This is a genomic window from Methylibium sp. Pch-M, assembly GCF_004136295.1.
GTDB classification, from domain to species: domain Bacteria; phylum Pseudomonadota; class Gammaproteobacteria; order Burkholderiales; family Burkholderiaceae_C; genus Methylibium; species Methylibium petroleiphilum.
Genome location: NZ_CP029606.1, coordinates 416,613 through 438,359 on the forward strand (window position 1 = coordinate 416,613; position 21,747 = coordinate 438,359).

Annotated in this window: 22 protein-coding genes; 7 read left to right on the top strand and 15 right to left on the bottom strand. The window is 66.8% G+C overall.

Annotated features, from left to right (window positions below; genetic code table 11):
* Positions 1 to 168 precede the first annotated feature (168 nt).
* Positions 169 to 654 carry a fasciclin domain-containing protein gene (locus C1M51_RS01935; protein ID WP_129447981.1) on the top strand — a complete coding sequence of 162 codons (486 nt, stop codon included), beginning with the start codon at positions 169 to 171 and terminating at the stop codon, positions 652 to 654.
* Positions 655 to 697: 43 nt separating this feature from the next.
* Here C1M51_RS01935 and glmM read toward each other — a convergent pair whose 3' ends face one another.
* The 4 genes from glmM to C1M51_RS01955 all read right to left on the bottom strand — a co-directional run bounded on the left by glmM (position 698) and on the right by C1M51_RS01955 (position 5,809).
* Positions 698 to 2,071, bottom strand: coding sequence for a phosphoglucosamine mutase (gene glmM / locus C1M51_RS01940; protein WP_129447982.1), 1,374 nt, complete (start codon positions 2,069 to 2,071; stop codon positions 698 to 700).
* A 43-nt stretch (positions 2,072 to 2,114) separates the two neighbouring features.
* Complete coding sequence (gene folP, locus C1M51_RS01945; RefSeq protein WP_129447983.1) at positions 2,115 to 2,951, bottom strand: dihydropteroate synthase; 837 nt, start codon at positions 2,949 to 2,951, stop codon at positions 2,115 to 2,117.
* A gap of 83 nt (positions 2,952 to 3,034) precedes the next feature.
* Positions 3,035 to 4,957, bottom strand: a complete 1,923-nt coding sequence (gene ftsH / locus C1M51_RS01950; RefSeq protein WP_129447984.1) for an ATP-dependent zinc metalloprotease FtsH — start codon at positions 4,955 to 4,957, stop codon at positions 3,035 to 3,037.
* Positions 4,958 to 5,134: 177 nt separating this feature from the next.
* Entirely contained in the window at positions 5,135 to 5,809 is a 675-nt protein-coding gene (locus tag C1M51_RS01955; protein WP_011828866.1) for an RlmE family RNA methyltransferase, read from the bottom strand.
* Positions 5,810 to 5,829: 20 nt separating this feature from the next.
* Between C1M51_RS01955 and C1M51_RS01960 the strand changes: the two genes are divergently transcribed.
* Entirely contained in the window at positions 5,830 to 6,300 is a 471-nt protein-coding gene (locus C1M51_RS01960) for a YhbY family RNA-binding protein (protein ID WP_129447985.1), read from the top strand.
* A gap of 1 nt (position 6,301) precedes the next feature.
* Here the strand turns inward: C1M51_RS01960 and C1M51_RS01965 are convergent, their stop codons facing one another.
* The 5 genes from C1M51_RS01965 to carA all read right to left on the bottom strand — a co-directional run bounded on the left by C1M51_RS01965 (position 6,302) and on the right by carA (position 12,485).
* Entirely contained in the window at positions 6,302 to 6,946 is a 645-nt protein-coding gene (locus C1M51_RS01965) for a DUF502 domain-containing protein (RefSeq protein ID WP_242499942.1), read from the bottom strand.
* 102 nt (positions 6,947 to 7,048) lie between these two features.
* Positions 7,049 to 7,507 (bottom strand): DUF4149 domain-containing protein, encoded by a 459-nt coding sequence (locus C1M51_RS01970; protein ID WP_129447987.1) that lies wholly within the window; start codon positions 7,505 to 7,507, stop codon positions 7,049 to 7,051.
* Positions 7,504 to 7,980: a transcription elongation factor GreA gene (gene greA / locus C1M51_RS01975; RefSeq protein ID WP_129447988.1), complete on the bottom strand. Its 477-nt coding sequence runs from the start codon at positions 7,978 to 7,980 to the stop codon at positions 7,504 to 7,506. The genes C1M51_RS01970 and greA overlap by 4 nt, the downstream gene beginning before the upstream one ends.
* A 79-nt stretch (positions 7,981 to 8,059) precedes the next feature.
* Positions 8,060 to 11,332, bottom strand: a complete 3,273-nt coding sequence (gene carB, locus C1M51_RS01980; RefSeq protein ID WP_129447989.1) for a carbamoyl-phosphate synthase large subunit — start codon at positions 11,330 to 11,332, stop codon at positions 8,060 to 8,062.
* A gap of 1 nt (position 11,333) precedes the next feature.
* Positions 11,334 to 12,485, bottom strand: a complete 1,152-nt coding sequence (gene carA, locus C1M51_RS01985; protein WP_129447990.1) for a glutamine-hydrolyzing carbamoyl-phosphate synthase small subunit — start codon at positions 12,483 to 12,485, stop codon at positions 11,334 to 11,336.
* A 253-nt stretch (positions 12,486 to 12,738) separates the two neighbouring features.
* On the opposite strand from carA, the gene bfr reads away from it, so the two are divergent.
* The 3 genes from bfr to hemP all read left to right on the top strand — a co-directional run bounded on the left by bfr (position 12,739) and on the right by hemP (position 13,836).
* Positions 12,739 to 13,218: a bacterioferritin gene (gene bfr / locus C1M51_RS01990; protein ID WP_011828859.1), complete on the top strand. Its 480-nt coding sequence runs from the start codon at positions 12,739 to 12,741 to the stop codon at positions 13,216 to 13,218.
* A 100-nt stretch (positions 13,219 to 13,318) separates the two neighbouring features.
* The gene (locus C1M51_RS01995) at positions 13,319 to 13,540 is read left to right on the top strand and encodes a bacterioferritin-associated ferredoxin (protein ID WP_129447991.1); all 222 of its coding nucleotides are present in this window, start codon (positions 13,319 to 13,321) and stop codon (positions 13,538 to 13,540) included.
* A gap of 83 nt (positions 13,541 to 13,623) precedes the next feature.
* Positions 13,624 to 13,836 (top strand): hemin uptake protein HemP, encoded by a 213-nt coding sequence (hemP, locus tag C1M51_RS02000; RefSeq protein WP_129447992.1) that lies wholly within the window; start codon positions 13,624 to 13,626, stop codon positions 13,834 to 13,836.
* 43 nt (positions 13,837 to 13,879) lie between these two features.
* Here hemP and C1M51_RS02005 read toward each other — a convergent pair whose 3' ends face one another.
* A complete protein-coding gene (locus C1M51_RS02005; RefSeq protein ID WP_129447993.1) occupies positions 13,880 to 14,284 on the bottom strand; it encodes a heme-binding protein in 405 nt (134 codons plus the stop codon).
* 185 nt (positions 14,285 to 14,469) lie between these two features.
* Here C1M51_RS02005 and C1M51_RS02010 point away from each other — a divergent pair, with 185 nt between their 5' ends.
* Positions 14,470 to 15,165, top strand: coding sequence for a Bax inhibitor-1/YccA family protein (locus C1M51_RS02010; protein WP_011828856.1), 696 nt, complete (start codon positions 14,470 to 14,472; stop codon positions 15,163 to 15,165).
* 114 nt (positions 15,166 to 15,279) lie between these two features.
* Positions 15,280 to 16,185 (top strand): IS1595 family transposase, encoded by a 906-nt coding sequence (locus C1M51_RS02015; RefSeq protein ID WP_129447994.1) that lies wholly within the window; start codon positions 15,280 to 15,282, stop codon positions 16,183 to 16,185.
* Positions 16,186 to 16,514: 329 nt separating this feature from the next.
* On the opposite strand, the gene C1M51_RS18955 is transcribed toward C1M51_RS02015, so the two are convergent.
* The 5 genes from C1M51_RS18955 to C1M51_RS02035 form a co-directional block, all read right to left on the bottom strand.
* Positions 16,515 to 16,670 (bottom strand): hypothetical protein, encoded by a 156-nt coding sequence (locus C1M51_RS18955; RefSeq protein ID WP_165349627.1) that lies wholly within the window; start codon positions 16,668 to 16,670, stop codon positions 16,515 to 16,517.
* A gap of 180 nt (positions 16,671 to 16,850) precedes the next feature.
* Positions 16,851 to 17,723 carry a hypothetical protein gene (locus tag C1M51_RS02020; RefSeq protein WP_129447995.1) on the bottom strand — a complete coding sequence of 291 codons (873 nt, stop codon included), beginning with the start codon at positions 17,721 to 17,723 and terminating at the stop codon, positions 16,851 to 16,853.
* 612 nt (positions 17,724 to 18,335) lie between these two features.
* Positions 18,336 to 19,700, bottom strand: coding sequence for a 23S rRNA (uracil(1939)-C(5))-methyltransferase RlmD (gene rlmD / locus C1M51_RS02025; protein ID WP_129447996.1), 1,365 nt, complete (start codon positions 19,698 to 19,700; stop codon positions 18,336 to 18,338).
* A 48-nt stretch (positions 19,701 to 19,748) separates the two neighbouring features.
* Positions 19,749 to 20,780, bottom strand: a complete 1,032-nt coding sequence (gene rpoS / locus C1M51_RS02030; protein WP_129447997.1) for an RNA polymerase sigma factor RpoS — start codon at positions 20,778 to 20,780, stop codon at positions 19,749 to 19,751.
* A gap of 17 nt (positions 20,781 to 20,797) precedes the next feature.
* Positions 20,798 to 21,736, bottom strand: a complete 939-nt coding sequence (locus C1M51_RS02035; RefSeq protein ID WP_242499944.1) for a peptidoglycan DD-metalloendopeptidase family protein — start codon at positions 21,734 to 21,736, stop codon at positions 20,798 to 20,800.
* Positions 21,737 to 21,747 lie beyond the last annotated feature (11 nt).

Below are 21,747 nucleotides of genomic sequence, written 5' to 3' on the forward strand. Positions count from 1 at the left end.
TTTGTGACAGGGCCATGACGCGCCGCCGACAGTGGTGGGCCTGGACTTCTTCGTGACAGCACCCTCGCTGATCCGTCACCGGAGTGTCACGATCGACTTCTATGCTCCGCGGCGATCGGCATGGTGGCCGTAAGCCTCCGCCGCCCCTTCACCGAAACAGGAGCTCCCATGAACAAACGCACCCTGCTACTCGCCACCTCGGCCGCCTGGCTGGCCCTGGCCGGCTGCGCTTCGACCCCGGCGCCGAAGACGATCGCCGGCACCGCCGCCGCAACGCCGTCGCTGTCGACCCTGAACAAGCTGATCGCCGAGGCGGGCCTCGCCGAGACGTTGAATGGCGCCGGTCCCTACACCGTGTTCGCACCGACCGACGACGCCTTCAAGGCCGTGCCGGCCAAGACCCTGGACGCCCTGGGCAAGGACAAGGAACAGCTCAAGGCGGTGCTGCTGTACCACGTGGCCCCGGGCAAGGTGCTGGCAGCCGACGTGCAACCGGGCAACCTGAAGACCGCGCAGGGCGCCAACCTGGCGGTGGCGAAGGCCGGAACCTTCGTGACGGTCGACGAAGCGCTGGTGACCCAGAGCGACGTGCTCGCCAGCAACGGCGTGGTGCATGTGATCGACAAGGTGCTGATCCCGCCGGTCAAGAAGTGACGTGGGCGGCGTGCGCAGGCCAAGGCGGCCCGCGCACGGCGGATCAGGCTCTGCGCACCGCGTCGGCCATGCGCTGGGCGCAGCGTTGCGCCAGGGCTGCGTCGCTGGCCTCGACCATCACACGCAGCAGCGGCTCGGTGCCGGACGGCCGGATCAGGATGCGGCCGTGGTCGCCCAGTTCGGCCAGCGACTCGCGCTGCGCCTCGGCGAGTGCGGCGCTGGCCTTCCAGTCCTGCCCCGGCTGCAGCCGGACGTTGAGCAGCACCTGCGGAAACAGCGTCAGCCCATCCAGCAGTTGCGCCAGAGTGCGCCCGCTGCGCACCACCGCCTGCAGCACCTGCAGCGCGCTGACGAGCCCGTCGCCGGTGGTGTGCTTGTCCAACGCGATCAGGTGCCCCGAGCCCTCGCCGCCGAGCTGCCAGCCACGCGCCAGCAATTCCTCGAGCACGTAGCGGTCCCCGACCTTGGCGCGCACGAACGCGACGCCACGCGCCGCGAGGGCCTGCTCCACCGCGAGATTGGTCATCAGCGTCCCGACCACGCCGGGCACGCCGACGCGCGACGGCGCGGCGTCTTCCGACGGCTCGGCCGCGAGCCGGTCGAGCGTCATCAGATACAGCAGTTCGTCTCCGTTGTAGAGACGACCCGTGGCATCGACCAACTGCAGCCGGTCGGCATCGCCATCGAGCGCGATGCCGTAGTCGGCCTGATGGGCCTGCACGGCGCTCACCAGCGCCTCGGGATGGGTGGCCCCGAAGCCGTCGTTGATGTTGAGCCCGTTCGGGCTGCAACCGATGGAGATCACCTCGGCACCGAGTTCGTGGAACACCGCGGGCGCCACCTGGTAGGCGGCGCCGTGGGCGCCATCAACCACCAGCTTCAGGCCCTTCAGGCTGAGTTCGCCGGCCACGGTGCTCTTGCAGAACTCGATGTAGCGGCCCTGTGCATCGTCGAGCCGGCGCGCCTTGCCCAGCCCGCTGGAATCGACCCACTGCGCCGGTTCCTCGACGGTAGCCTCGACCTGCTGCTCCCAGCGGTCGGGCAGCTTCTCCCCCCGGGACGAGAAGAACTTGATGCCGTTGTCGCCGTAGGGATTGTGCGAGGCACTGATGACGACACCCAGGCTGAGGCGCAGTGCCCGGGTGAGGTAGGCCACGCCGGGGGTGGGCAGCGGGCCGGTCAGCAGCACGTCGACGCCGGCCGACGCGAAGCCGGCTTCCAGGGCCGACTCCAGCATGTAGCCCGAGATGCGCGTGTCCTTGCCGATCAGCACCGTGGGCCGCGACGCCGGGGAGGTCTGTTGCGATTTCAGCACCCGCCCGACCGCATGGCCGAGGCGCAACACGAAGTCGGGCGTGATCGGCGCCTGGCCGACGGCGCCACGGATGCCGTCGGTACCGAAATAGGTTCTGCTCATGGGGCGCCATTGTGCCGGGCGACCGGCGAGGCGAACCCTGCGCTCAGGGGCAAAGACCGGCAGCCCGCCACACTTTCAACGCATCGACGGTGGCGGCCACGTCGTGCACGCGCACGATGCGCGCCCCACGCTGCACCGAGGCGAGGGCCGCCGTGACGCTGGGCACCAGGCGGTCGCCGAGCTCGCGGCCGGTCAGCCGGCCCAGCACGCCCTTGCGCGACCAGCCAGCCAGCAGCGGCAGCCCCAGGCCCAGCAGCTCTTGCTGACGGACCAGCAGTGCCACGTTGTGCTCGGTGCGTTTGCCGAAGCCGATGCCCGGGTCGAGCGTGATCCGGGCGTCGTCGACGCCCCGCGCCCGCAGCGCTTCGACGCGCGCCTGCAGGAAGGACCGCACCTCGGTCACCACGTCGTCGTACTGCGGATCGCCGTCCTGCATGGTCTTCGGCTGGTCGCCGCGCATGTGCATCAGGCAGACGCCGCAGCTCGCGTGGGCAGCCACCACGTCCAGCGCCTCCGGCTCGCGCAGCGCCTTGATGTCGTTGACGATGTCGACGCCGAGGTCGAGCGCGGCACGCATCACCTCGGGCTTGTAGCTGTCGAGCGACACCGGCACGCCGAGCGCCATCGCACCGCGCAGCACCGGCAGCACGCGTGCCAGTTCGTCCCGCAGCGGCACCGGCTCCGCGCCCGGGCGGGTCGATTCGCCACCGATGTCGAGGATGTCGGCGCCGTCCTTCAGCAACTGCTCGCAGTGGGCCAGCGCGCCGGCGGCCCCGCCGTGCAATCCGCCATCGGAGAACGAGTCCGGGGTGACGTTGACGATGCCCATGACGCGCGGGGCGCCGAGGTCGATGCGGAATCGCGTGGTCTGCCAGAACATCGTGGGGACAGTGGGGGAAAAGAGATCCGCTCAAAGCAAACGGGGCCGAAGCCCCGTTGCGCGATCGAGAAACGAGCAGAACGTCAGACCGCGGCCGGGGCACCGTCGGTGCTGACCGCCGGTGTGCCGCCGTTGCCGCTGCCGCCGTTCACGCCGGCCGCGCTGCCGGGCGTCCAGTCCTTCGGCGGCCGCGGCGGCTTGCCGCCCATGATGTCGTCGATCTGCTCCGCATCGATGGTTTCCCACTCGAGTAGCGCCTTCGCCATCGCGTGCATCTTGTCCTGGTTCTCCTCGATCAGCCGGCGGGCGGTCGAGTACTGCTCGTCGATGATGCGGCGGATCACCGAGTCGACCTTGCGCATCGTCTCTTCCGACATGTTGGTCGTCTTGGTGACCGAGCGGCCGAGGAAGACCTCGCCCTCGTTCTCGGAATAGACCATCGGGCCGAGCTCGTCGGTCATGCCGTAGCGCATCACCATGTCGCGCGCGATCTGGGTGGCGCGCTCGAAGTCGTTGCTGGCACCGGTGGTCATCTGGTTCATGAACACCTCTTCGGCGATGCGACCGCCGAACAGCACCGAGATCGTGCTCAGCATGCGCTCCTTGTCCATGCTGTAGCGGTCGGTCTCCGGCAGCTGCATGGTGACGCCCAGCGCGCGGCCGCGCGGGATCACGGTGACCTTGTGCACCGGGTCGGTCTTGGGCATCAGGCGCGCCACCAGCGCGTGGCCGGCCTCGTGATAGGCCGTGTTGCGGCGCTCTTCCTCGGGCATGACCATGGACTTGCGCTCGGGGCCCATCATGATCTTGTCCTTGGCCTTCTCGAAGTCGGCCATCTCGACCACGCGGGCGCTGCGCCGCGCGGCGAACAGCGCCGCTTCGTTGACCAGGTTGGCCAGGTCGGCGCCGGAGAAGCCCGGCGTGCCGCGCGCCAGGATGTCGGCGCGGATGTCCTGGCCTATCGGCACCTTGCGCATGTGCACGTTCAGGATCTGCTCGCGGCCGCGCACGTCGGGCAGCGTCACGTAGACCTGGCGGTCGAAGCGGCCCGGGCGCAGCAGCGCCGGGTCCAGGATGTCGGGCCGGTTGGTGGCCGCCATCACGATGACGCCGAGGTTGGTCTCGAAGCCGTCCATCTCGACCAGCATCTGGTTCAGCGTTTGCTCACGTTCGTCGTTGCCGCCGCCCAGGCCGGCGCCGCGGTGGCGACCGACTGCGTCGATCTCATCGACGAAGATGATGCAGGGCGCGCTCTTCTTGGCCTGCTCGAACATGTCGCGCACGCGGGCCGCGCCGACGCCGACGAACATCTCGACGAAGTCGGACCCCGAGATCGAGAAGAATGGCACCTTCGCCTCGCCGGCGATCGCCTTGGCGAGCAGGGTCTTGCCGGTGCCCGGCGGGCCGACCAGCAGCACGCCGCGCGGGATGCGTCCGCCCAGCTTCTGGAACTTCTGCGGATCCTTCAGGAAGTCGACCAGCTCCTTGACTTCCTCCTTCGCTTCGTCACAGCCCGCAACATCGGCAAACGTGGTGGAGTTGTTGGCTTCGTCCAGCATCCTCGCCTTGGACTTGCCGAAACTGAAGGCACCGCCCTTGCCGCCGCCCTGCATCTGTCGCATGAAATAGATCCACACGCCGATCAGCAGCAGCATCGGCCCCCAGCTGAGCAGAATGCTCATCAGGATCGATGGCTCCTCGCGCGGCTTCACGTCGAACTTGACGCCGTTGTTGATCAGGTCGCCGACCAGCCCGCGATCGAGGTAGGTGGCCGTGGTGCGCAGCGTCTTGCCATCGGTGGTGGCCGCCCGGATCTCCGTCGCACCGTTGCCGCTCTCCTGCAGGGTGACGGTCGAGATGCGCTTGCTGCGCACCTCCTCGAGGAAGTCGGAATAGCCGATCTGCCCGCCCGCGGCCGCCGTGCGGTCGAACTGCTTGAACACGGTGAACAGCACCAAGGCGATCACCAGCCAGACAGCGACCTTCGAGAACCATTGATTGTTCACCGCGGCTCCTTCACCGAATCCTGCCCGAAATGGGCGTCACTCACTTGCTGCACGGGATATGTCTCACTCTCGCGGGATATGGGGCCGAGTTTAGTCCAGTCAACCCCCGGGCGCCGATCGCCTTTGCCATCGGCTGCGATAGGTCAAGACCTGGATTCGCGGGATTTTCCGCCGGTTTCACCTCGATTTGAGACCGATGCCGACCAGAAAGGTTTCCGACGACTTGTCACGAGACGCCTTGGGCTTGATCGGCTTCACGACCCGGAAACGCTTCTTGAACAGCTCGACCAGCTGGCTGTGGCCGCTGCCGTGGAACACCTTGCAGACCAGCGCGCCGTGCGGATGGAGGTGCGTTTCGGCGAATTCGACCGCCAGTTCCACCAGCAGCGCGATGCGCGCGGAATCTGAGGAGGCGATGCCTGAGAGGTTCGGCGCCATGTCCGACACGACCACGTCGACGCCGCGCCCGCCGATCGCGGCGCTCAATTCCGCAAGCACCGCCTCATCGTGGAAGTCGCCCTGGATGAACTGCACGCCCTCGATCGGCTCGAAATCCAGGAGGTCGAGCGCAATGATGCGGCCGTTCAGTGCACCGGCCGCGGCGCCGCCGGTGCCGGCCTCCTTGGGCGCGAACCTGCGGCGCAGGTACTGGCTCCAGGCGCCGGGCGCTGCGCCGAGGTCGACGACGACCTGGCCCGGCTTGATCAGTCCCAGCGCCTCATCGATCTCCTTGAGCTTGTAGGCGGCGCGGGCCCGGTAGCCCTCCTTCTGGGCCAGCTTGACGTAGGGATCGTTGATGTGATCGTTGAGCCACGCCTTGTTGACCTTCTTGCTCTTGGTTTTGACTTTCATGTCGCGTCGATAATACGGGGATGCCTGCCATTCAACTCACGCCTGCCGAGCGCAAGGCCCACCGTGCCGATGCGCACCACCTCGATCCGGTCGTGATGATCGGCGGCGAGGGCCTGACCCCCGCCGTCACCAAGGAGGCAGACGCCGCGCTGAAGGCCCATGGCCTGATCAAGGTACGCGTGTTCTCCGACGACCGCGAGACCCGCGAAACGATCTTCGCCACGCTGTGCGAACAGCTCGGCGCGGCGCCCGTCCAGCACATCGGCAAGTTGCTGGTGCTGTGGCGCCCGGTCGAGCCGAAGGAAAAGACGCCGGACGAACACCGCCAGGCCGGCCCACGGGTGGTGAAGATCCTGAAGTTCTCCAAGAGCGGCAACCACCGTGCCCAGGTGAAGAAACTCACCGTGCTGGGCAACCAGCGCATCACCTCCGGCGGCATCGTCAAGCGGGCCAAGGAGCGGCTGCCAGGCAAGAAGAAGCTGGGCGATTGAGTCATCGGCCGTCTGCCGGCGCCTGCCGCGGCAGGTATTGGGCCGAGGTGACGCCCATGGAAACGTAGATGCTCGTCAGCGCATCGATGCCAATCTCGGCCGGCGTGATCCACGCCTGCGGCACGTAGAGCAACCCGCCACCGACCGGCACCGGGGCGGTCGGCACCAGCACTGCATGGTAAGGCGCGCCGCCCAGGTCGATGGTCTCGGCGGCCGACAGCAGGCCCAGCACCGCCACGCCGCCCGGCCCGCCGAAGTGGCACCAGACCGGCCGCATCGACTGAAGCCCACCGCCGTCGGACCCACGCGGCGAGAGCAGTTCGACGAAGCGCTGGGTGATGCCGTAAATGCTGCGCACGACCGGAATGCGCTGGACCAGCGCGTTGACGCCGCGGGCCAGCCAGGAGCGCAGGCGCGTCTGCACCACCACGCCGAGCGCGAAGATCGCCGCCAGCACCAGGGCCACACCGATCAGATAGCCCACCACCTCGGAGCTGCCGCCGCCCAGGCCCAGCGCCACCAGCCCCCGGCCGATGAAGCTGCCCGGCCCGACATAGGCGAACAGTAGGCGCAGCACCCACACGATGACCAGCAACGTGGCGGCCAGCGGCAGCGCCGCCAGCAGGCCGGCGAGGAAGATGCTCATCAGCGTCCGTTTCGGTGGCGGCGAACTGGGCGTCATGGAGCGGCTCTCCTGGAGGGGGCAAACAGATCAGCCTCCGCACGCAGCGGAGGCACCGAACGGCCGTCAGCCCCGCGCCGCCCGCCAGGCCAATGTAGCGACCAGCAGGCTCTTCAGGGCATAGAGGGTGGTCGACACGCCGTGCAGTGCCCCGAACGACCAGCGGCCCTCCCCGGCGCGGGCGGCCTCCATCATCGGCTGCAACCCGTAGTGACCGAGCACGGTGCAGAACAGCGCGCCCAGCACCAGCAGCAGTTCGGCGCTGACCGGTGAGCCCTGCCCAGCCTTCGCGCGGCGACCGGCCCGCAGGCGTTCCAGCAGCCCGAGCAGCACGCACAGCGCCAGGCTGAGCTGGGCCTCGAGTGCGAACAGGCGCGCAGCCACCCGCCCGGCGGACGGACGGTCCAGCAGGCCGAACAGGCTGGGCGCGGCGATGAAGGCGATGGCCAGCAACACCCCGAACCACAGGCCGGGGATCAGGCGCCTCAGCCGTTCCAGCACGGCCGGCAGGCTGGCGCCGCTCACAGGTAGCGGACCTCGACGATCTCATAGCGGCGCGTGCCGCCGGGGGCCTGGAACTCGGCCACGTCGCCCGCTTCCTTGCCGATCATCGCGCGCGCGATCGGCGAGCTGACCGAGATCAGCCCCTGCTTCAGGTCGGCCTCGTCGTCACCGACGATCTGGTACGTGACGCTGTCGCCCGAGCTTTCTTCCTCCAGCTCGACCGTCGCGCCGAACACCACCCGTCCGCCGGCGTCGAGCGCCGCGGGATCGATGATCTGGGCCGCCGCCATCTTGCTTTCGATCTCGAGGATGCGCCCCTCGATGAAGCCCTGCTTGTCCTTGGCGGCCTCGTACTCGGCGTTCTCCGACAGGTCCCCCTGCGCACGCGCCTCGGCGATGGCCTGGATCACGGCATGCCGCTCCACCGACTTCAGGCGGTGAAGTTCTTCCTTCAATTTCTCGGCGCCACGTTTGGTCAGCGGGATGGTGGCCATGATCTCTTCTCGTCGAATCGGTGCGTGCAAAAAACTCAGCCGCCCCGGGGCTCCGGGGCGGCCGTGTGAAGGATGCAGTTTAGTGGAGTTCCTCGTGCAGCTCCTGCAGGGAAAGCACGGTCAGATCGTCCTGGTGCTTCAGCGCCTCGACCGCCGCCTCGCAGCCGGCCATGGTGGTGTAGTAACTGACGCGGTTGGCGATCGCCGCGGTGCGGATGTAGCGCGAATCCGCGATCGCGGTGCGGGTCTCGTCGACGGTCGTGAACACCAGCTGGATCTCGCCGGCCTTGATCATGTCGGCGATATGCGGCCGGCCGTCCTTGACCTTGTTGACCACCTTCACCGGCACGCCAGCCGCCGCGATGGCGGCCGCCGTGCCCTTGGTGGCGACGACGTTGAAGCCCAGGTCGACCAGGTCGCCGGCGATCTTGACCGCGCGGTCCTTGTCGGCGTTCTTCACGGTGATGACGACCGTGCCCCTGGACGGCAGACGCGAGCCGGCGCCGAGCTGGCTCTTGAGCATGGCCTCGCCGAAGCTGCGGCCCGCGCCCATCACCTCGCCGGTCGAGCGCATCTCGGGACCGAGGATGGGGTCGACGCCGGGGAACTTGTTGAACGGGAACACCGCTTCCTTGACGCTGTAGTAAGGCGGCACGATCTCGCGCGGCGCCTCGCCCTTCAACGCCTTCTGCCCGGCCAGCTTCTGACCGACCATGCAGCGCGCCGCGATCTTGGCCAGCGGCTGGCCGGTCGCCTTGGACACGAAGGGGACGGTGCGCGACGCGCGCGGATTGACCTCGAGCACGTAGACCACCGCCTCGTCGCCCTCGCCCTGGATCGCGAACTGCACGTTCATCAGGCCGACGACCTTGAGCGCCTTCGCCATCGCCGCCGTCTGGCGGCGCAGTTCGTCCTGCAGCGCCGGGCTCAGCGCATACGGCGGCAGCGAGCACGCCGAGTCGCCCGAGTGCACGCCGGCCTGCTCGATGTGCTCCATGATCGCGCCGATCATCACGTCCTGGCCGTCGGAGATGCAGTCGACGTCGACCTCCACCGCATCGTCGAGGAAGCGGTCGAGCAGCACCGGCGACTTCTCGGACACGCGGACCGCCTCGCGCATGTAGCGCTCGAGGTCCTTGTCGCCGTGCACGATCTCCATCGCGCGGCCACCCAGCACGTAGCTCGGGCGCACCACCAGGGGGTAGCCGATCTCCTGCGCCAGCTGTAGCGCGGCCTCCTCGGTGCGCGCGGTGCGGTTGGGCGGCTGCTTCAGACCGAGCTTGTGCAGCAGTTGCTGGAAGCGCTCGCGGTCCTCGGCGATGTCGATGCTGTCCGGCGAGGTGCCGACGATCGGCACGCCGGCGCGTTCCAGGTCGAGCGCCAGCTTGAGCGGCGTCTGGCCGCCGTACTGCACGATCACGCCGACCGGCTTTTCCTTGTCGACGATCTCCAGCACGTCTTCCAGCGTCACCGGCTCGAAGTACAGCCGGTCCGAGGTGTCGTAGTCGGTCGACACGGTCTCGGGGTTGCAGTTGACCATGATGGTCTCGTAGCCGTCCTCGCGCATCGCCAGCGCGGCGTGCACGCAGCAGTAGTCGAACTCGATGCCCTGGCCGATGCGGTTGGGCCCGCCGCCGAGCACCATGATCTTCTTGCGGTCGGTCGGCTGCGCCTCGCATTCCTCGTCGTAGGTGGAATACATGTAGGCGGTCTGCGTGGCGAACTCGGCCGCGCAGGTGTCGACTCGCTTGTAGACCGGCCGCACGCCCTGCGCGTGGCGTGCGGCGCGCACCTCGTGCTGGTGGGTGCCGAGCAGCTTGGCCAGGCGCTTGTCGGAGAAGCCCTTGCGCTTGAGGAAGCGCAATTCGTCGGTCGACAGGCTGGCCAGCGTGCGGCCCTTCAGCGCCTGCTCGGCCTGCACCAGCTGCTCGATCTGCGCCAGGAACCACGGATCGATCGCGGTCTCCTCGAAGATCTCTTCGCGGCTCAGGCCGATGCGGAAGGCGTCGGCGACGTAGAGGATGCGCTCCGGTCCTGCCTCGCCGATCTCCTGGACGATCTCCTCGCGGTCGGTGCTGCGCTCGGACAGGCCGTCGATGCCGGTCTCGAGACCGCGCAGCGCCTTCTGGAAGCTCTCCTGGAAGCTGCGACCCATCGCCATCACCTCGCCCACCGACTTCATCTGCGTGGTCAGGCGGGAGTCGGCGGCCGGGAACTTCTCGAACGCGAAGCGGGGGATCTTGGTGACGACGTAGTCGATGCTGGGCTCGAAGCTCGCCGGCGTCGCACCACCGGTGATGTCGTTGCGCAGCTCGTCGAGCGTGTAGCCGACCGCCAGCTTGGCGGCCACCTTGGCGATCGGGAAGCCGGTGGCCTTGGAGGCCAGGGCCGACGAGCGCGACACGCGCGGGTTCATCTCGATCACGACCATGCGGCCGTTGTCCGGGTTGATCGAGAACTGCACGTTCGAGCCGCCGGTGTCGACGCCGATCTCGCGCAGGATCGCGATGCTGGCGTTGCGCAGCAGCTGGTATTCCTTGTCGGTCAGCGTCTGGGCCGGCGCCACGGTGATCGAGTCGCCGGTGTGGATGCCCATCGGGTCGAGGTTCTCGATCGAGCAGACGATGATGCAGTTGTCCGCCTTGTCGCGGACGACCTCCATCTCGTACTCCTTCCAGCCGATCAAGCTCTCCTCGATCAGCAGCTCCTTGGTCGGCGAGAGGTCGAGGCCGCGCTTGCAGATCTCCTCGAACTCCTCGGGGTTGTAGGCGATGCCGCCGCCGGTGCCGCCGAGCGTGAAGCTCGGGCGGATCACCATCGGGAAGCCGGTGCCGCCGATGTCGTTGGTGATGCGGCGCTGGACCGCCAGCGCCTCCTCCATCGAATGCGCGATGCCGCTCTTGGCCGAATGCAGGCCGATGCCGGTCATCGCGTCCTTGAACTTCAGGCGGTCCTCGGCCTTCTCGATGGCGTGCTCGTTGGCGCCGATCATCTCGACGCCGTACTTGGACAGCACGCCGTGCTTGTGCAGGTCGAGGGCGCAGTTCAGCGCGGTCTGGCCGCCCATCGTGGGCAGGATCGCCATCTTCTCGTCGGGATGCGCCTGGCGCTCCTTGGCGATGATCTTCTCGACCACCGACCACGTGATCGGCTCGATGTAGGTGGCGTCGGCCATCTCCGGGTCGGTCATGATCGTCGCCGGATTGCTGTTGACGAGGATGACGCGATAGCCCTCCTCGCGCAGCGCCTTGCAGGCCTGGGCGCCGGAGTAGTCGAATTCACAGGCCTGACCGATGATGATCGGGCCGGCGCCGATGATGAGGATGCTTTGAAGGTCGGTGCGCTTGGGCATGTCAGTTCTTTTCCATCAGCGCAATGAAGCGGTCGAACAGGTAGCCGATGTCGTGCGGCCCGGGAGACGCTTCCGGGTGGCCCTGGAAGCAGAAGGCGGGCTTGTCGGTGCGCGCCAGTCCCTGCAGCGTGCCGTCGAACAGGCTCACGTGCGTGGGACGCAGCGTGGCGGGCAAGGATTTCTCGTCGACCGCGAAGCCGTGGTTCTGGCTCGTGATGCTGACGCGGCCGTCGTCCAGGTCCTTCACCGGGTGGTTGGCGCCGTGGTGGCCGAACTTCATCTTGAAGGTCTTCGCCCCGGACGCCAGCGCCATGATCTGGTGCCCCAGGCAGATGCCGAACAGCGGCAGGCCGGTGTCGATCAGCGTGCGCGTGGCCTCGATCGCGTAGTCGCAGGGCTCGGGGTCGCCCGGTCCGTTGCTGAGGAAGATGCCGTCGGGCTTGAGCAGCAGCACCTCCGCCGCTGGCGTCTTGGCCGGCACCACCGTCACCTGGCAGCCGCGGCTCGCCAGCATGCGCAGGATGTTGCGCTTGACGCCGAAGTCGTAGGCGACGACGTGGAACTTCGGCGCCGCCTGGGTGCCGTAGCCGGTGCCCAGCGACCACTCGGTCTCGGTCCACCCGTAGGGCATCGCAGTGCTCACGACCTTGGCGAGATCCAGGCCCGCCATGCTCTGCGCACTGCGCGCCCGGGCCACCGCGTCGGTGACCAGCGCCTCGGTGAAGGTCTCCCCGCGCGGCAGCGCCACGATGCAGCCGTTCTGGGCCCCGCCAGTGCGCAGGATGCGGGTGAGCTTGCGGGTGTCGATGTCGGCGATCGCCACCGTTCCTTCGTCGCACAGGTACTGCGACAGGGTGCGCGTCTTGCGGAAATTCGAATCGAGGACCGGCAGGTCCTTGATGATCAGGCCGGCGGCATGGACTTTCGAGGCTTCGACATCCTCCTCGTTGACGCCGGTGTTGCCGATGTGCGGATACGTCAGCGTGACGATCTGCCGGCAGTAGCTCGGGTCGGTGAGGATCTCCTGGTAGCCGGTGAGTGCGGTGTTGAACACCACCTCGCCGACCGTGCGACCGGCCGCGCCGATCGAGGTCCCTTGAAAGACCGTGCCGTCTGCGAGAGCGAGTAGAGCGAGGGGCAGATCGGGCAGCACGGGAACTCCGTCATTTGCGCGCGCCCAGCTCGGCTCTTCGGGCCTGAGTCCGGCGGGAAACAGCGGAAGTTTCGGTGGGCGGCAGGTGGGTGCGGGTAAACCTGTGAATTGTAGCTGGCTTCGCGCCCCGCTCCGAGACTGCGAGTCAGTCGCATGCGCGTCAAGAGCGAATCGGCGGGGCCTTGGCCGGTGGAGCGCTGGAAAGCCGCCGTCGCGCTTCGATAATGCAGCGAATCACATCACGGAGAGGGCCATGAAAGGCGACGCCAAAGTCATCGAATACCTGAACGCTCAGCTCAAGAACGAGCTGACCGCGATCAACCAGTACTTCATGCACTACCGCTTGATGAAGCACTGGGGCTTCGACAAGCTCGCGAAGAAGGAGTACGAAGAGTCGATCGGCGAGATGAAGCACGCGGACCGCCTGATGGACCGCATCCTGATGCTCGACGGCCTGCCCAACCTGCAGGACCTGGGCAAGCTGCTGATCGGCGAGGACGTCGTCGAGGCGATGCGCAGCGACCTGCAGCTGGAGCAGACCGCCCAACTCACGATCAAGGATGGCATCGCACACTGCGAGACGGTGCGCGACTACGTTTCGCGCGACCTGCTGCAGGGCATCCTCGACGACACCGAGGAGCACATCGATTTCCTCGAGACGCAACTCGGCCTGGTCGACCAGGTCGGTCCGCAGAACTACCTGCAGTCGCAGATGGGCGAGATCGGTTCCTGAGCGATCGCAAGGTCAGCACAAGCCCCTGGGTCAACAGGGGCTTGTATTACGAATCATTCCTATTTATAGTGAAGGCACTCTGATCCCGGACTGCCGCACCATGATCGTCTGTGTCTGCCACCGCATCTCCCATCGCGAGATCGAGCGCCATGCAACGGCCTGCGACAGCTTCGATGAATTGCAGTTGAACACCGGTGTCGCCACCGGCTGCGGCCGCTGCGGTGACTGCGCCCGCTCCGTGTTCGACGAGGCCCGCCAGCAACCCACTTGCGGCCTGATGGGCCGCCTGCGTGCGGCTCAACCGGCTGCGGCACTGGCCTGAGCTCATGTGGTGGCTGGCCAGCCTGTCCGTCGTTGCCCTGGGCGCCTGGTGGGCGCTGCGTTCACCACGCTGAGGGATGCCTGATGCACATCGCCAACCCGACTCTCGACCTGCCTTCCCTGCGTCCCGGCGGCCACGTGCCCGCGGGGCCCTGTGCCGCGGCCGTCTCTCCTCCCGCGCCCCAGGTGCACAGCGCGGCACTGCTCCAGGGCCGCAATGTCGTGCACATCGAGCACAACGGGGCGCTCTACCAGCTGCGCAGCACCCGGCTCGGCAAGCTCATCCTGACGAAGTGAACCCGGCCGACCGGGAAGGCTCCGCCCTCCCCCGGCCTGCCGCTCAGCCCAGCGCGGCGATCCCCGCCTTGGCGACCTGGGCATCTTCGTTCGACTTCACGCCGCTGACGCCCACCGCGCCGACGCACTGGCCCTGCAGCAGGATGGGAACGCCCCCTTCCAGCAGGCCCGCGATGGTCGGTGCGCTCAGGAACGACGTGCGCCCCTGGTTGATGACCTCTTCGTACACCCGGCTTTCTCGCCGGCCCAGCGCGGCGGTATGGGCCTTCGCCGGCGCGATGTGCGCCGAGACCGGCGCCGCGCCGTCCAGACGCTGCAGCCACAGCAGATGCCCTCCGTCGTCGACGATCGCGATCGTCACCGGCCACTGGTGCGCCAGTGCCTCGGCTTCGGCCGCGGCCGCAATGCGCTTGACATCCTCGAGGGACAGCACGGGCTTGGTCTGCATGGAATCCTCCGACTATGGGTTAACCCGACTCTAAGGCGGCCCGGGCTCCGTGGCAAAGAGACTGCGGCCAATTCCTCATCCGCGTGCCATCGGAACCGGGACAGCCTGGGCAGCACCTGCACAAGGGAACTAGAATCGGTCCGTCAGCTCCAAGCAAGCCTATTCTTCCCTACGGAGGTTATCGAATGAATGACACCCTGCAAACCGCCTACCCCGGCTCGGCCGCCGTCGGCGGCGAGCGCAACCGCGTCCTGCGCAACACCTACTGGCTGCTCGCGCTGTCGCTGGTGCCGACCGTGCTGGGCGCCTGGGTGGGGGTCGCGACCGGCTTCAGCTTCTTCGCCGGCAGCCCCTTCATCGGCTTCCTGCTGTTCATGGGCATCGCGTTCGGCTTCTTCTTCGCGATCGAGAAGTTCAAGAACTCCGGCATTGGCGTGGCGCTGCTGCTGGGCTTCACCTTCTTCATGGGCCTGATGCTGTCGCGCCTGATCGGCGGCGTGCTCGGCAACTACAGCAACGGCGCCACCCTGATCGGCATGGCCTTCGGCGGCACCGCGCTGGTGTTCTTCGGCATGGCCACGCTGGCGACCACGATCAAGCGCGACCTGTCTGGCCTGGGCAAGTGGCTGATGGTGGGCGTGATCGGCCTGATCGTGGCCAGCGTCGCCAACATCTGGCTGCAGATGCCGGCGCTGTTCCTGACGGTCTCGGTGCTCGCCATCGTGATCTTCTCGGCCTTCATGCTGTACGACATCAAGCGCGTGATCGACGGCGGCGAAACGAACTACGTGACCGCCACGCTGGCGATCTACCTGGATGTCTACAACGTGTTCCAGAGCCTGCTGAGCCTGCTGGGCATCTTCGGTGGCGAACGCGAATAACGCGCGCCGCCGGATCGACAAGGCCCCGCTCCGCGGGGCCTTTTTCTTTCGGAAGTATGTACTTGACAAACCCATGAGAAAGGCGCCCAATGGAGTCATTCCGGAGCGCAAATCATGGCCGAATCAATCTTCAATCAACCGCACTTCCAAGACCCGGAAGCCGCGCGCGAGTACCTTGAAGCGATCCGCTGGGCCAATGGTGTCGTCTGCCCGCATTGCGGCGTGATTGACCGCTTCTACAAGCTCACCGGCGAAGCGCATCGCCCGGGCCTCTACAAGTGCCAAGACTGCCGCGAGCAGTTCAGCGTCACGGTCGGCACCGTGTTCGAGTCATCCAAGATCAAGCTCCACATCTGGATGCAGGCTTGCCACCTGATGAGCGCGAGCAAGAAGGGTGTTTCGGCCAAGCAGCTTGAGCGCATGCTCGGCGTCTCGTACAAGACCGCATGGTTCATGGGCCACCGGATTCGGGAGGCAATGAACATCGCCCCAAAGCTCCCGCTCGGCCTGACCGCTCCGGTCGAGGCCGATGAGACCTTCTGGGGCAACAAGGGCAAGAATGCTCCTGGCGCCCGCTCGTTCCATCATCAGATGAAGGTTGTTTCGCTGGTGGAGCGCAACGGCGAGAAGCGTTCATTCCACGTCCCGAGCGTCAACGCGAAGACTCTGCGCCCGATCATGAAGGGCATGATCGCCGAGAAGGCCCGCCTCATGACGGACGACGCCAACCAGTACAAGGTGATCGGACCCGAGTTCGCCTCGCACGAGGTTGTGAACCACACGCAGAAGGAATACGCTCGCGGTGACGTGACGACGAACACTGTTGAATCCAGCTTCGCGCTTCTCAAGCGCGGCCTGATCGGCACGTTCCACAGCGTCAGCGAGGCGCACCTGCAACGGTACGCCACCGAGTTTGATTTCCGCTGGAACCATCGCATCGCCCTCGGCGTCAACGACGTGCAGCGCACGTCAGCGATCCTCAAGGGCATCGAAGGGAAGCGGCTGACCTACAAGGCCTAACTTGCCCGCAACAAGGTCTGGAAGGCCATCAAGGCCGAAGCCGAAGCAGAGCTTGCCGCGCGACGAGCAGAGCGGCGACGAACCCGGAATCGGGCTCGATGAGACGCTGCGTCGCATGCTCAACTTCAAGCCCGCCGCGCCAGCTTCGCGCGGGCGCAAAAAGGTCTCGCCGGGGAAGTAAATCCCGTGGCGAGGCCATGCCCCTATGGGCTAAACTTCAAAAGTGCCCCGGACGGGATTTGCACCCGCACACTCCAGCCAGAGTCCCGGATTTAAAGTCCGTCGCGTCTACTGATTCCGCCACCGGGGCATAGTGAAGCGAGAGACGGTCAGTCCTTCTTCGCCTGCTTCTTCACCAGGATCGGGAACCCCCTGATCCCGAAGAAGCGTGCCAAGAGAACTTTCCCGTTCTTGAGGGTGATCGAGGCTCGAAAGATGACCTCGTGATCCTCGGGGATCGGAAAGTTGAATGTCGCTTGTTTCACGACGTGCTCTTACTTTCTGCCGGCCTTATCCGGCGTCAGTGGAGGGCACGGAGCAACGGCTCCGCAAGGAGCCCGCCTCGGCCCTGATAGCGCGCTGTCCGCCAAGACTCATCGGCGCTATCAGGGCCCGCTCTTCCGCCCCGGTTACGGCGGGCGCATCACCGGGGCCGACTCAAGGCCTCATTTGGGCACCCCGCTCGGGTTGTTGGCGGATACGTCGTTGTCGTCGTCGGTTGCATCCTTCAGGGCTGGCGTCGGCCGCCACCCCTTCCAGCGCCGGATGTAGCCGGCCAGATGGTCGGCCACCATGATCCAGTCGTCCTTGTCGATATCCTTCGGTATCTCGACCGTCACCTTGGCCTTCCCGGGCAAATAGATCGAGAACCGCTCCATGTTGTCGGCCTGATGGGGCGGCTGCACGATCTTGCTTTCGCCGCCGGCTTGCACCGCGGGGGCCGGTGGTGGCAGTGGCGGCGTGGATGGCGCTTCGGCCTTCGCGCGCGTCACGTTGCTGCCGTCGACGATGATCACGCCGACGAGTCGCATGTACTCGATCAGCAATTCGAGCTGCGGCTGGAACTCCTTCGGAGCTCGGCACTCCTCGGCCAGCACCTCCAGTACCTCAGCGCGAGTCATCGAGCGCAACGCAAGACGCGGCAAGATCGCCTTGGCGAACCATGTTCCCTCGAATACGCGCGCCAGTTTTAGCGGCGCCTTCTCTGCGTTCCATTCGGCCGCTTGGTCGTACTCAAAGACAGCCGCGTGCGGCATCAGCTTGAGCCCATCGCGGGACATCAGGCCGATGTCCACCCAGAACGGGTTGCAGACACTGACGCTAGAGATGTGGATGTCGGCGATCCTCGCCACATCCCCGTTCGCCACCGACTTGCCGTCCGCTGACAAGCTGGCCTTAGCGGCCGCGCGCATGATCAAGAACTGCTTGTCGATACCGACACGATCCGTCGGGAGCGGTTTGGTCGGCTTTGGCCGAGCCGCCTTGCCTGCGGCTCCTTCGTCCCCATTGGGGACTTCGTTCGGTGCATCAGTAGCCATGCTCATCTCCAGCCAGAAGATGCCGCATCCTATCACGAACTCGCCGAATCGTGCACAACACAAGCACAACTCAATTGCGTCGCCGGCTAAGCTATCGCGCCGTCAATACTTTATTGTTTAAAATCAACAAATTAGTAGTTGCAATTAATGCGTAGACTGAGCGCCATACAACTAGACTGCCGACGATAGTTGAATTCTCGGGCGTGCCGGCTGGGATCGGATGCGTCATCTTCTGGCTGAGGATGAGCACGACACCTACTGTGCAGATCGAGCGTGGCCTCGGCCTAGGTCAGCGCTCTGGGTTTGCAAAGTACATACTTCCGTTTTCTTTGTGATCGGCTCGATGCCGCTGCATCGCCACGATGCTTTGGCTACGGCGTAACGTCGCTCTGCGACATGAGCCTACGCCCAAGCATTGCGGTCGACACCCTGATGCTTTGGCTGCGGCATCACGTCGCTCTGCGACATGAGCCTACGCCCAAGCATTGCGGTCGACACCCTGATGCTTTGGCTGCGGCATCACGTCGCTCTGCGACATGAGCCTACGCCCAAGCATTGCGGTCGACACCCTGATGCTTTGGCTACGGCGTCACGTCGCTCCGCGACATGAGCCTACGCCCAAGCATTGCGGTCGAAGACCGCAATGCTTTCCACGTGCGCGGTGTGCGGGAACATGTTCACCGCGCCGGCCTGCACGCAGCGGTAGCCGGCCTGGTGCACCAGCAGGCCGGCATCGCGCGCCAGCGTGGCGGGGTTGCAGCTCACGTACACGATGCGCGCCGGCGGCGCCCAGCCGGGCGCCAGCGCCGGGTCCTGCACCGCATCGGCCACGGCCTTGGCCAGGGCGAACGCTCCCTCGCGCGGCGGGTCGACCAGCCACTTCGCCGCGCTGCCATAGGCCGCCAGATCGGCCGGCAGCAACTCGAACAGGTTGCGCGCGTCGAAGCGCGTCTTGTGCGAAAGCCCGTTGAGCGCCGCGTTGTCGCGTGAGCGTGCCACCAGCGCCTCACTGCCTTCGATGCCCAGCACCTCTCTTGCCTGCGTCGCCAGCGGCAGCGTGAAATTGCCGAGCCCGCAGAACCAGTCGATCACCCGCTCGTCGCCCTGTACGGCCAGCAGCCGCAGCGCCCGCACCACCAGCGCGCGGTTGATGGCGTGATTGACCTGGGTGAAATCGGTCGGCTTGAAGGGCATGACGACGCCGTATTCCGGCAACGTGTAGGCGAGCTGAGGCCCGCTGTCGTCGAGCCGCTGCACGGTGTCGGGCCCCTTGGGCTGCAGCCACCACTGCACGCCGTGCTCGGCGCCAAAAGCCCGCAGCCGCTGCAGGTCGGCCGCGCTCAAGGGCTCGAGGTGACGCAGCACCAGCGCCGTCACCAGCCCGTCGGGCGCCTCGCCGATCGCCACCTCGATCTGCGGCAGCCGGTCGCGGCCGTCCATGGCGGCAATCAGGGCGCGCAACGGCAGCAGCATCGCGCTCAGGTGCGGCGGCAGGACCTCGCAGCGGCTCATGTCCGCCACGTAGCTCGACTTGCGCTCGTGGAAGCCGATCAGGACCTTGCCCTTCTTGACGACATGCCGCACCGACAGGCGCGCCCGGTAGCGGTAGCCCCAGGTCGGCCCCTCGATGGGCCGCAGCATCTGGCCGGCCTTCACCTTGCCCAGGTGCCAGAGGTTGTCCTCCAGCACCCGCTGCTTCACCGCGACCTGCGCGCCGACGTGGAAATGCTGCATCTTGCAGCCGCCGCAGAGGCCGAAGTACTCGCAACGCGGCGAGACGCGCTGCGAGCTCTCGCGGCGCAGCGCCGTCATCGTGCCCTGCTCCCAGTTGTTCTTGCGCCGTCCCACTGCGACCAGAACCTGCTCGCCCGGCAAGGCGCCCTCCACGAACACCACCTTGCCTTCGGCGTTGTGCGCCACGCCCTGCGCCTCGAGGTCGAGCGACTCGACCGTCAACCATTCATCGCTTGCTGTCATGCCGTGGATTATCCGGGCCACGGCCGGCGCGGCCGGCAAGCCTCCCGCTCAGAAGATCGAGTCGCGGTTGACGCCGTTGCGTGCCATCCGGCGCTTGAGCTTGAGCAGCGCCTCCTGCTGAATCTGGCGGATGCGCTCGCGCGTCAGGCCCAGACGCTCGGCCAGCACCTCCAGCGTCTCGGGTTCCCGGTCGTGCAGCCCGTAACGACCAGCCAGCACCTCGCGCTCGCGTTCGCTCAGTTCGCCCAATCCGTGCTCCAGCAGGACGTCGAGTTCGTGGCTCAGCGTGTGGCCCAGCGGGTCGGTGGCCTGCTCGTCGGCCACCATGTCGCCCAGCGTCTCGGCCCCATTGCCTGCCTGGCGCTCGAGCGGCGCATCGAGCGAGGTGGGCTGTTCGGCAAATCGCAGCAGTTCGGACACCTCGGTCACCGGACGCCCCAACGCTGCGGCGATCTCATCGACGCGGACGGTCCGCCCGTCGGCGCTCGCCGCGGCTTCGCCCTCCAGCGCACGGCGCGCCTTGAGCACCTGGTTGAGTTCTCGCACCACATGCACCGGCAGCCGCACCAGGCGGGCCTGGTGCATGATCGCGCGCTCGATGCTCTGGCGGATCCACCACGAGGCATAGGTCGAGAAGCGAAAGCCGCGTTCAGGCTCGAACTTGCCGATCGCGTGCATCAGGCCGAGGTTGCCTTCCTCGATCAGGTCGGTCATCGGCAGGCCGCGGCTGAGGTAGCTCTTGGCGATGCTGACCACCAGCCGCAGATTGCGCTCGATCATCTGCTGCCGCGCCGCGAAATCGCCGGCCCGGGCGCGCGTGGCCATCGCGAATTCCTCGTCGGGCGTGAACAGGGGCGCTCGCCGGATCTCACGCAGATAGGTCTGCAGCGTGTTGCCGACCTCGCCTTCGCCGGCGGCGATCGGCAGGTGCTCCTGCACCGGCTCCGGCAGGTCGTCCGCACCATTCGGCGGATCTCCCGCACCATGCATCGGCTCGACCGGCCAAGCCCCGTGCGGCAGGGCACCCGCATCAGGAAGCGCGTGTCCGTTGCCGGGCGGAGAGTGCTTCCTGTGATTCATGATGGTCGGGTGCGTCGCTAGCGCGGTGGCAGGAGCTTGACCGGATCGACCGGCTTGCCCAGCTTGCGGATCTCGAAGTGCAGTTGTACCCGCTCGGCGTCGGTCGCCCCCATCTCGGCGATCTTCTGGCCTCGCTTGACCGGCTGGTCTTCCTTGACCAGCAGCGTCTGGTTGTGCGCGTAGGCGGTCAGGTAGGTGGCGTTGTGCTTCACGATCACGAGATTGCCGTAACCGCGCAACCCCGACCCGGCATACACGACGCGCCCGTCCGCTGCCGCGGTCACCGGATCGCCGGCCTTGCCGCCGATCGCGAGCCCCTTGTTGCGCGCTTCATCGTAGTTTGCCAGCACGGCACCCGAAGCGGGCCAGGCCCAGTTCAGTTCGTCGTCGTCCCGGTTCGACGAGGCCGCAGGCGTCTGGGTGATGACCGGTGCCTGCGGGGCCGCTGCCACGGCACTGCCCGACGCGCTGCCTCCCGGTGCCGACGCCGCAGCGGCGCCCGGCTTGGTCTCGAGCGGCCGCGCCTCGACCTTCGTGCTGGCCACCGGCTTGGCCGCGACCACCGTCGGGTCGACCGTCGGCGGCAGCACGCGCAGCACCTGGCCGACCTCGATGACGTTCACGTTCTCCATGCCGTTCCAGCGAGCGATGTCCTTCCAGTTCTGACCGGTCTCGAGACCGATGCGGATCATCGTGTCACCCGGCTTGACGGTGTAGTAGCCCGGCTTGCCGGCGTTCTCTGCGCCGGGCAGCGGCTTGCCGGCGTCGGGTGCGCTGGCGGCCGAGGCCACGGCCGCGCCCGCCGGAACGGCCACCGCTGCGGCCGGGCTGCGCGTGCTGCGATCCTCGACAGGGGGGGCACGCCGTGGCGCCTGCACGCAGGCCGCGAGCAAGAACACCAGCAGCGCGGTCGTCAGACTGCGCGACAGCGTGCGACCAGGGACAGGAAGAAACATGAGGTGGCGTC

Excerpts from the sequence above, each read along its gene's own strand:
- C1M51_RS01935 (WP_129447981.1), top strand. The coding sequence starts at position 169 with ATGAACAAACGCACCCTGCTACTCGCCACCTCGGCCGCCTGGCTGGCC.
- glmM (WP_129447982.1), bottom strand. The coding sequence starts at position 2,071 with ATGAGCAGAACCTATTTCGGTACCGACGGCATCCGTGGCGCCGTCGGC.
- folP (WP_129447983.1), bottom strand. The coding sequence starts at position 2,951 with ATGTTCTGGCAGACCACGCGATTCCGCATCGACCTCGGCGCCCCGCGC.
- C1M51_RS01955 (WP_011828866.1), bottom strand. The coding sequence starts at position 5,809 with ATGAAAGTCAAAACCAAGAGCAAGAAGGTCAACAAGGCGTGGCTCAAC.
- C1M51_RS01960 (WP_129447985.1), top strand. The coding sequence starts at position 5,830 with ATGCCTGCCATTCAACTCACGCCTGCCGAGCGCAAGGCCCACCGTGCC.
- C1M51_RS01965 (WP_242499942.1), bottom strand. The coding sequence starts at position 6,946 with ATGAGCATCTTCCTCGCCGGCCTGCTGGCGGCGCTGCCGCTGGCCGCC.
- greA (WP_129447988.1), bottom strand. The coding sequence starts at position 7,980 with ATGGCCACCATCCCGCTGACCAAACGTGGCGCCGAGAAATTGAAGGAA.
- carB (WP_129447989.1), bottom strand. The coding sequence starts at position 11,332 with ATGCCCAAGCGCACCGACCTTCAAAGCATCCTCATCATCGGCGCCGGC.
- bfr (WP_011828859.1), top strand. The coding sequence starts at position 12,739 with ATGAAAGGCGACGCCAAAGTCATCGAATACCTGAACGCTCAGCTCAAG.
- C1M51_RS01995 (WP_129447991.1), top strand. The coding sequence starts at position 13,319 with ATGATCGTCTGTGTCTGCCACCGCATCTCCCATCGCGAGATCGAGCGC.
- hemP (WP_129447992.1), top strand. The coding sequence starts at position 13,624 with ATGCACATCGCCAACCCGACTCTCGACCTGCCTTCCCTGCGTCCCGGC.
- C1M51_RS02005 (WP_129447993.1), bottom strand. The coding sequence starts at position 14,284 with ATGCAGACCAAGCCCGTGCTGTCCCTCGAGGATGTCAAGCGCATTGCG.
- C1M51_RS02010 (WP_011828856.1), top strand. The coding sequence starts at position 14,470 with ATGAATGACACCCTGCAAACCGCCTACCCCGGCTCGGCCGCCGTCGGC.
- C1M51_RS02015 (WP_129447994.1), top strand. The coding sequence starts at position 15,280 with ATGGCCGAATCAATCTTCAATCAACCGCACTTCCAAGACCCGGAAGCC.
- C1M51_RS02020 (WP_129447995.1), bottom strand. The coding sequence starts at position 17,723 with ATGGCTACTGATGCACCGAACGAAGTCCCCAATGGGGACGAAGGAGCC.
- rlmD (WP_129447996.1), bottom strand. The coding sequence starts at position 19,700 with ATGACAGCAAGCGATGAATGGTTGACGGTCGAGTCGCTCGACCTCGAG.
- rpoS (WP_129447997.1), bottom strand. The coding sequence starts at position 20,780 with ATGAATCACAGGAAGCACTCTCCGCCCGGCAACGGACACGCGCTTCCT.
- C1M51_RS02035 (WP_242499944.1), bottom strand. The coding sequence starts at position 21,736 with ATGTTTCTTCCTGTCCCTGGTCGCACGCTGTCGCGCAGTCTGACGACC.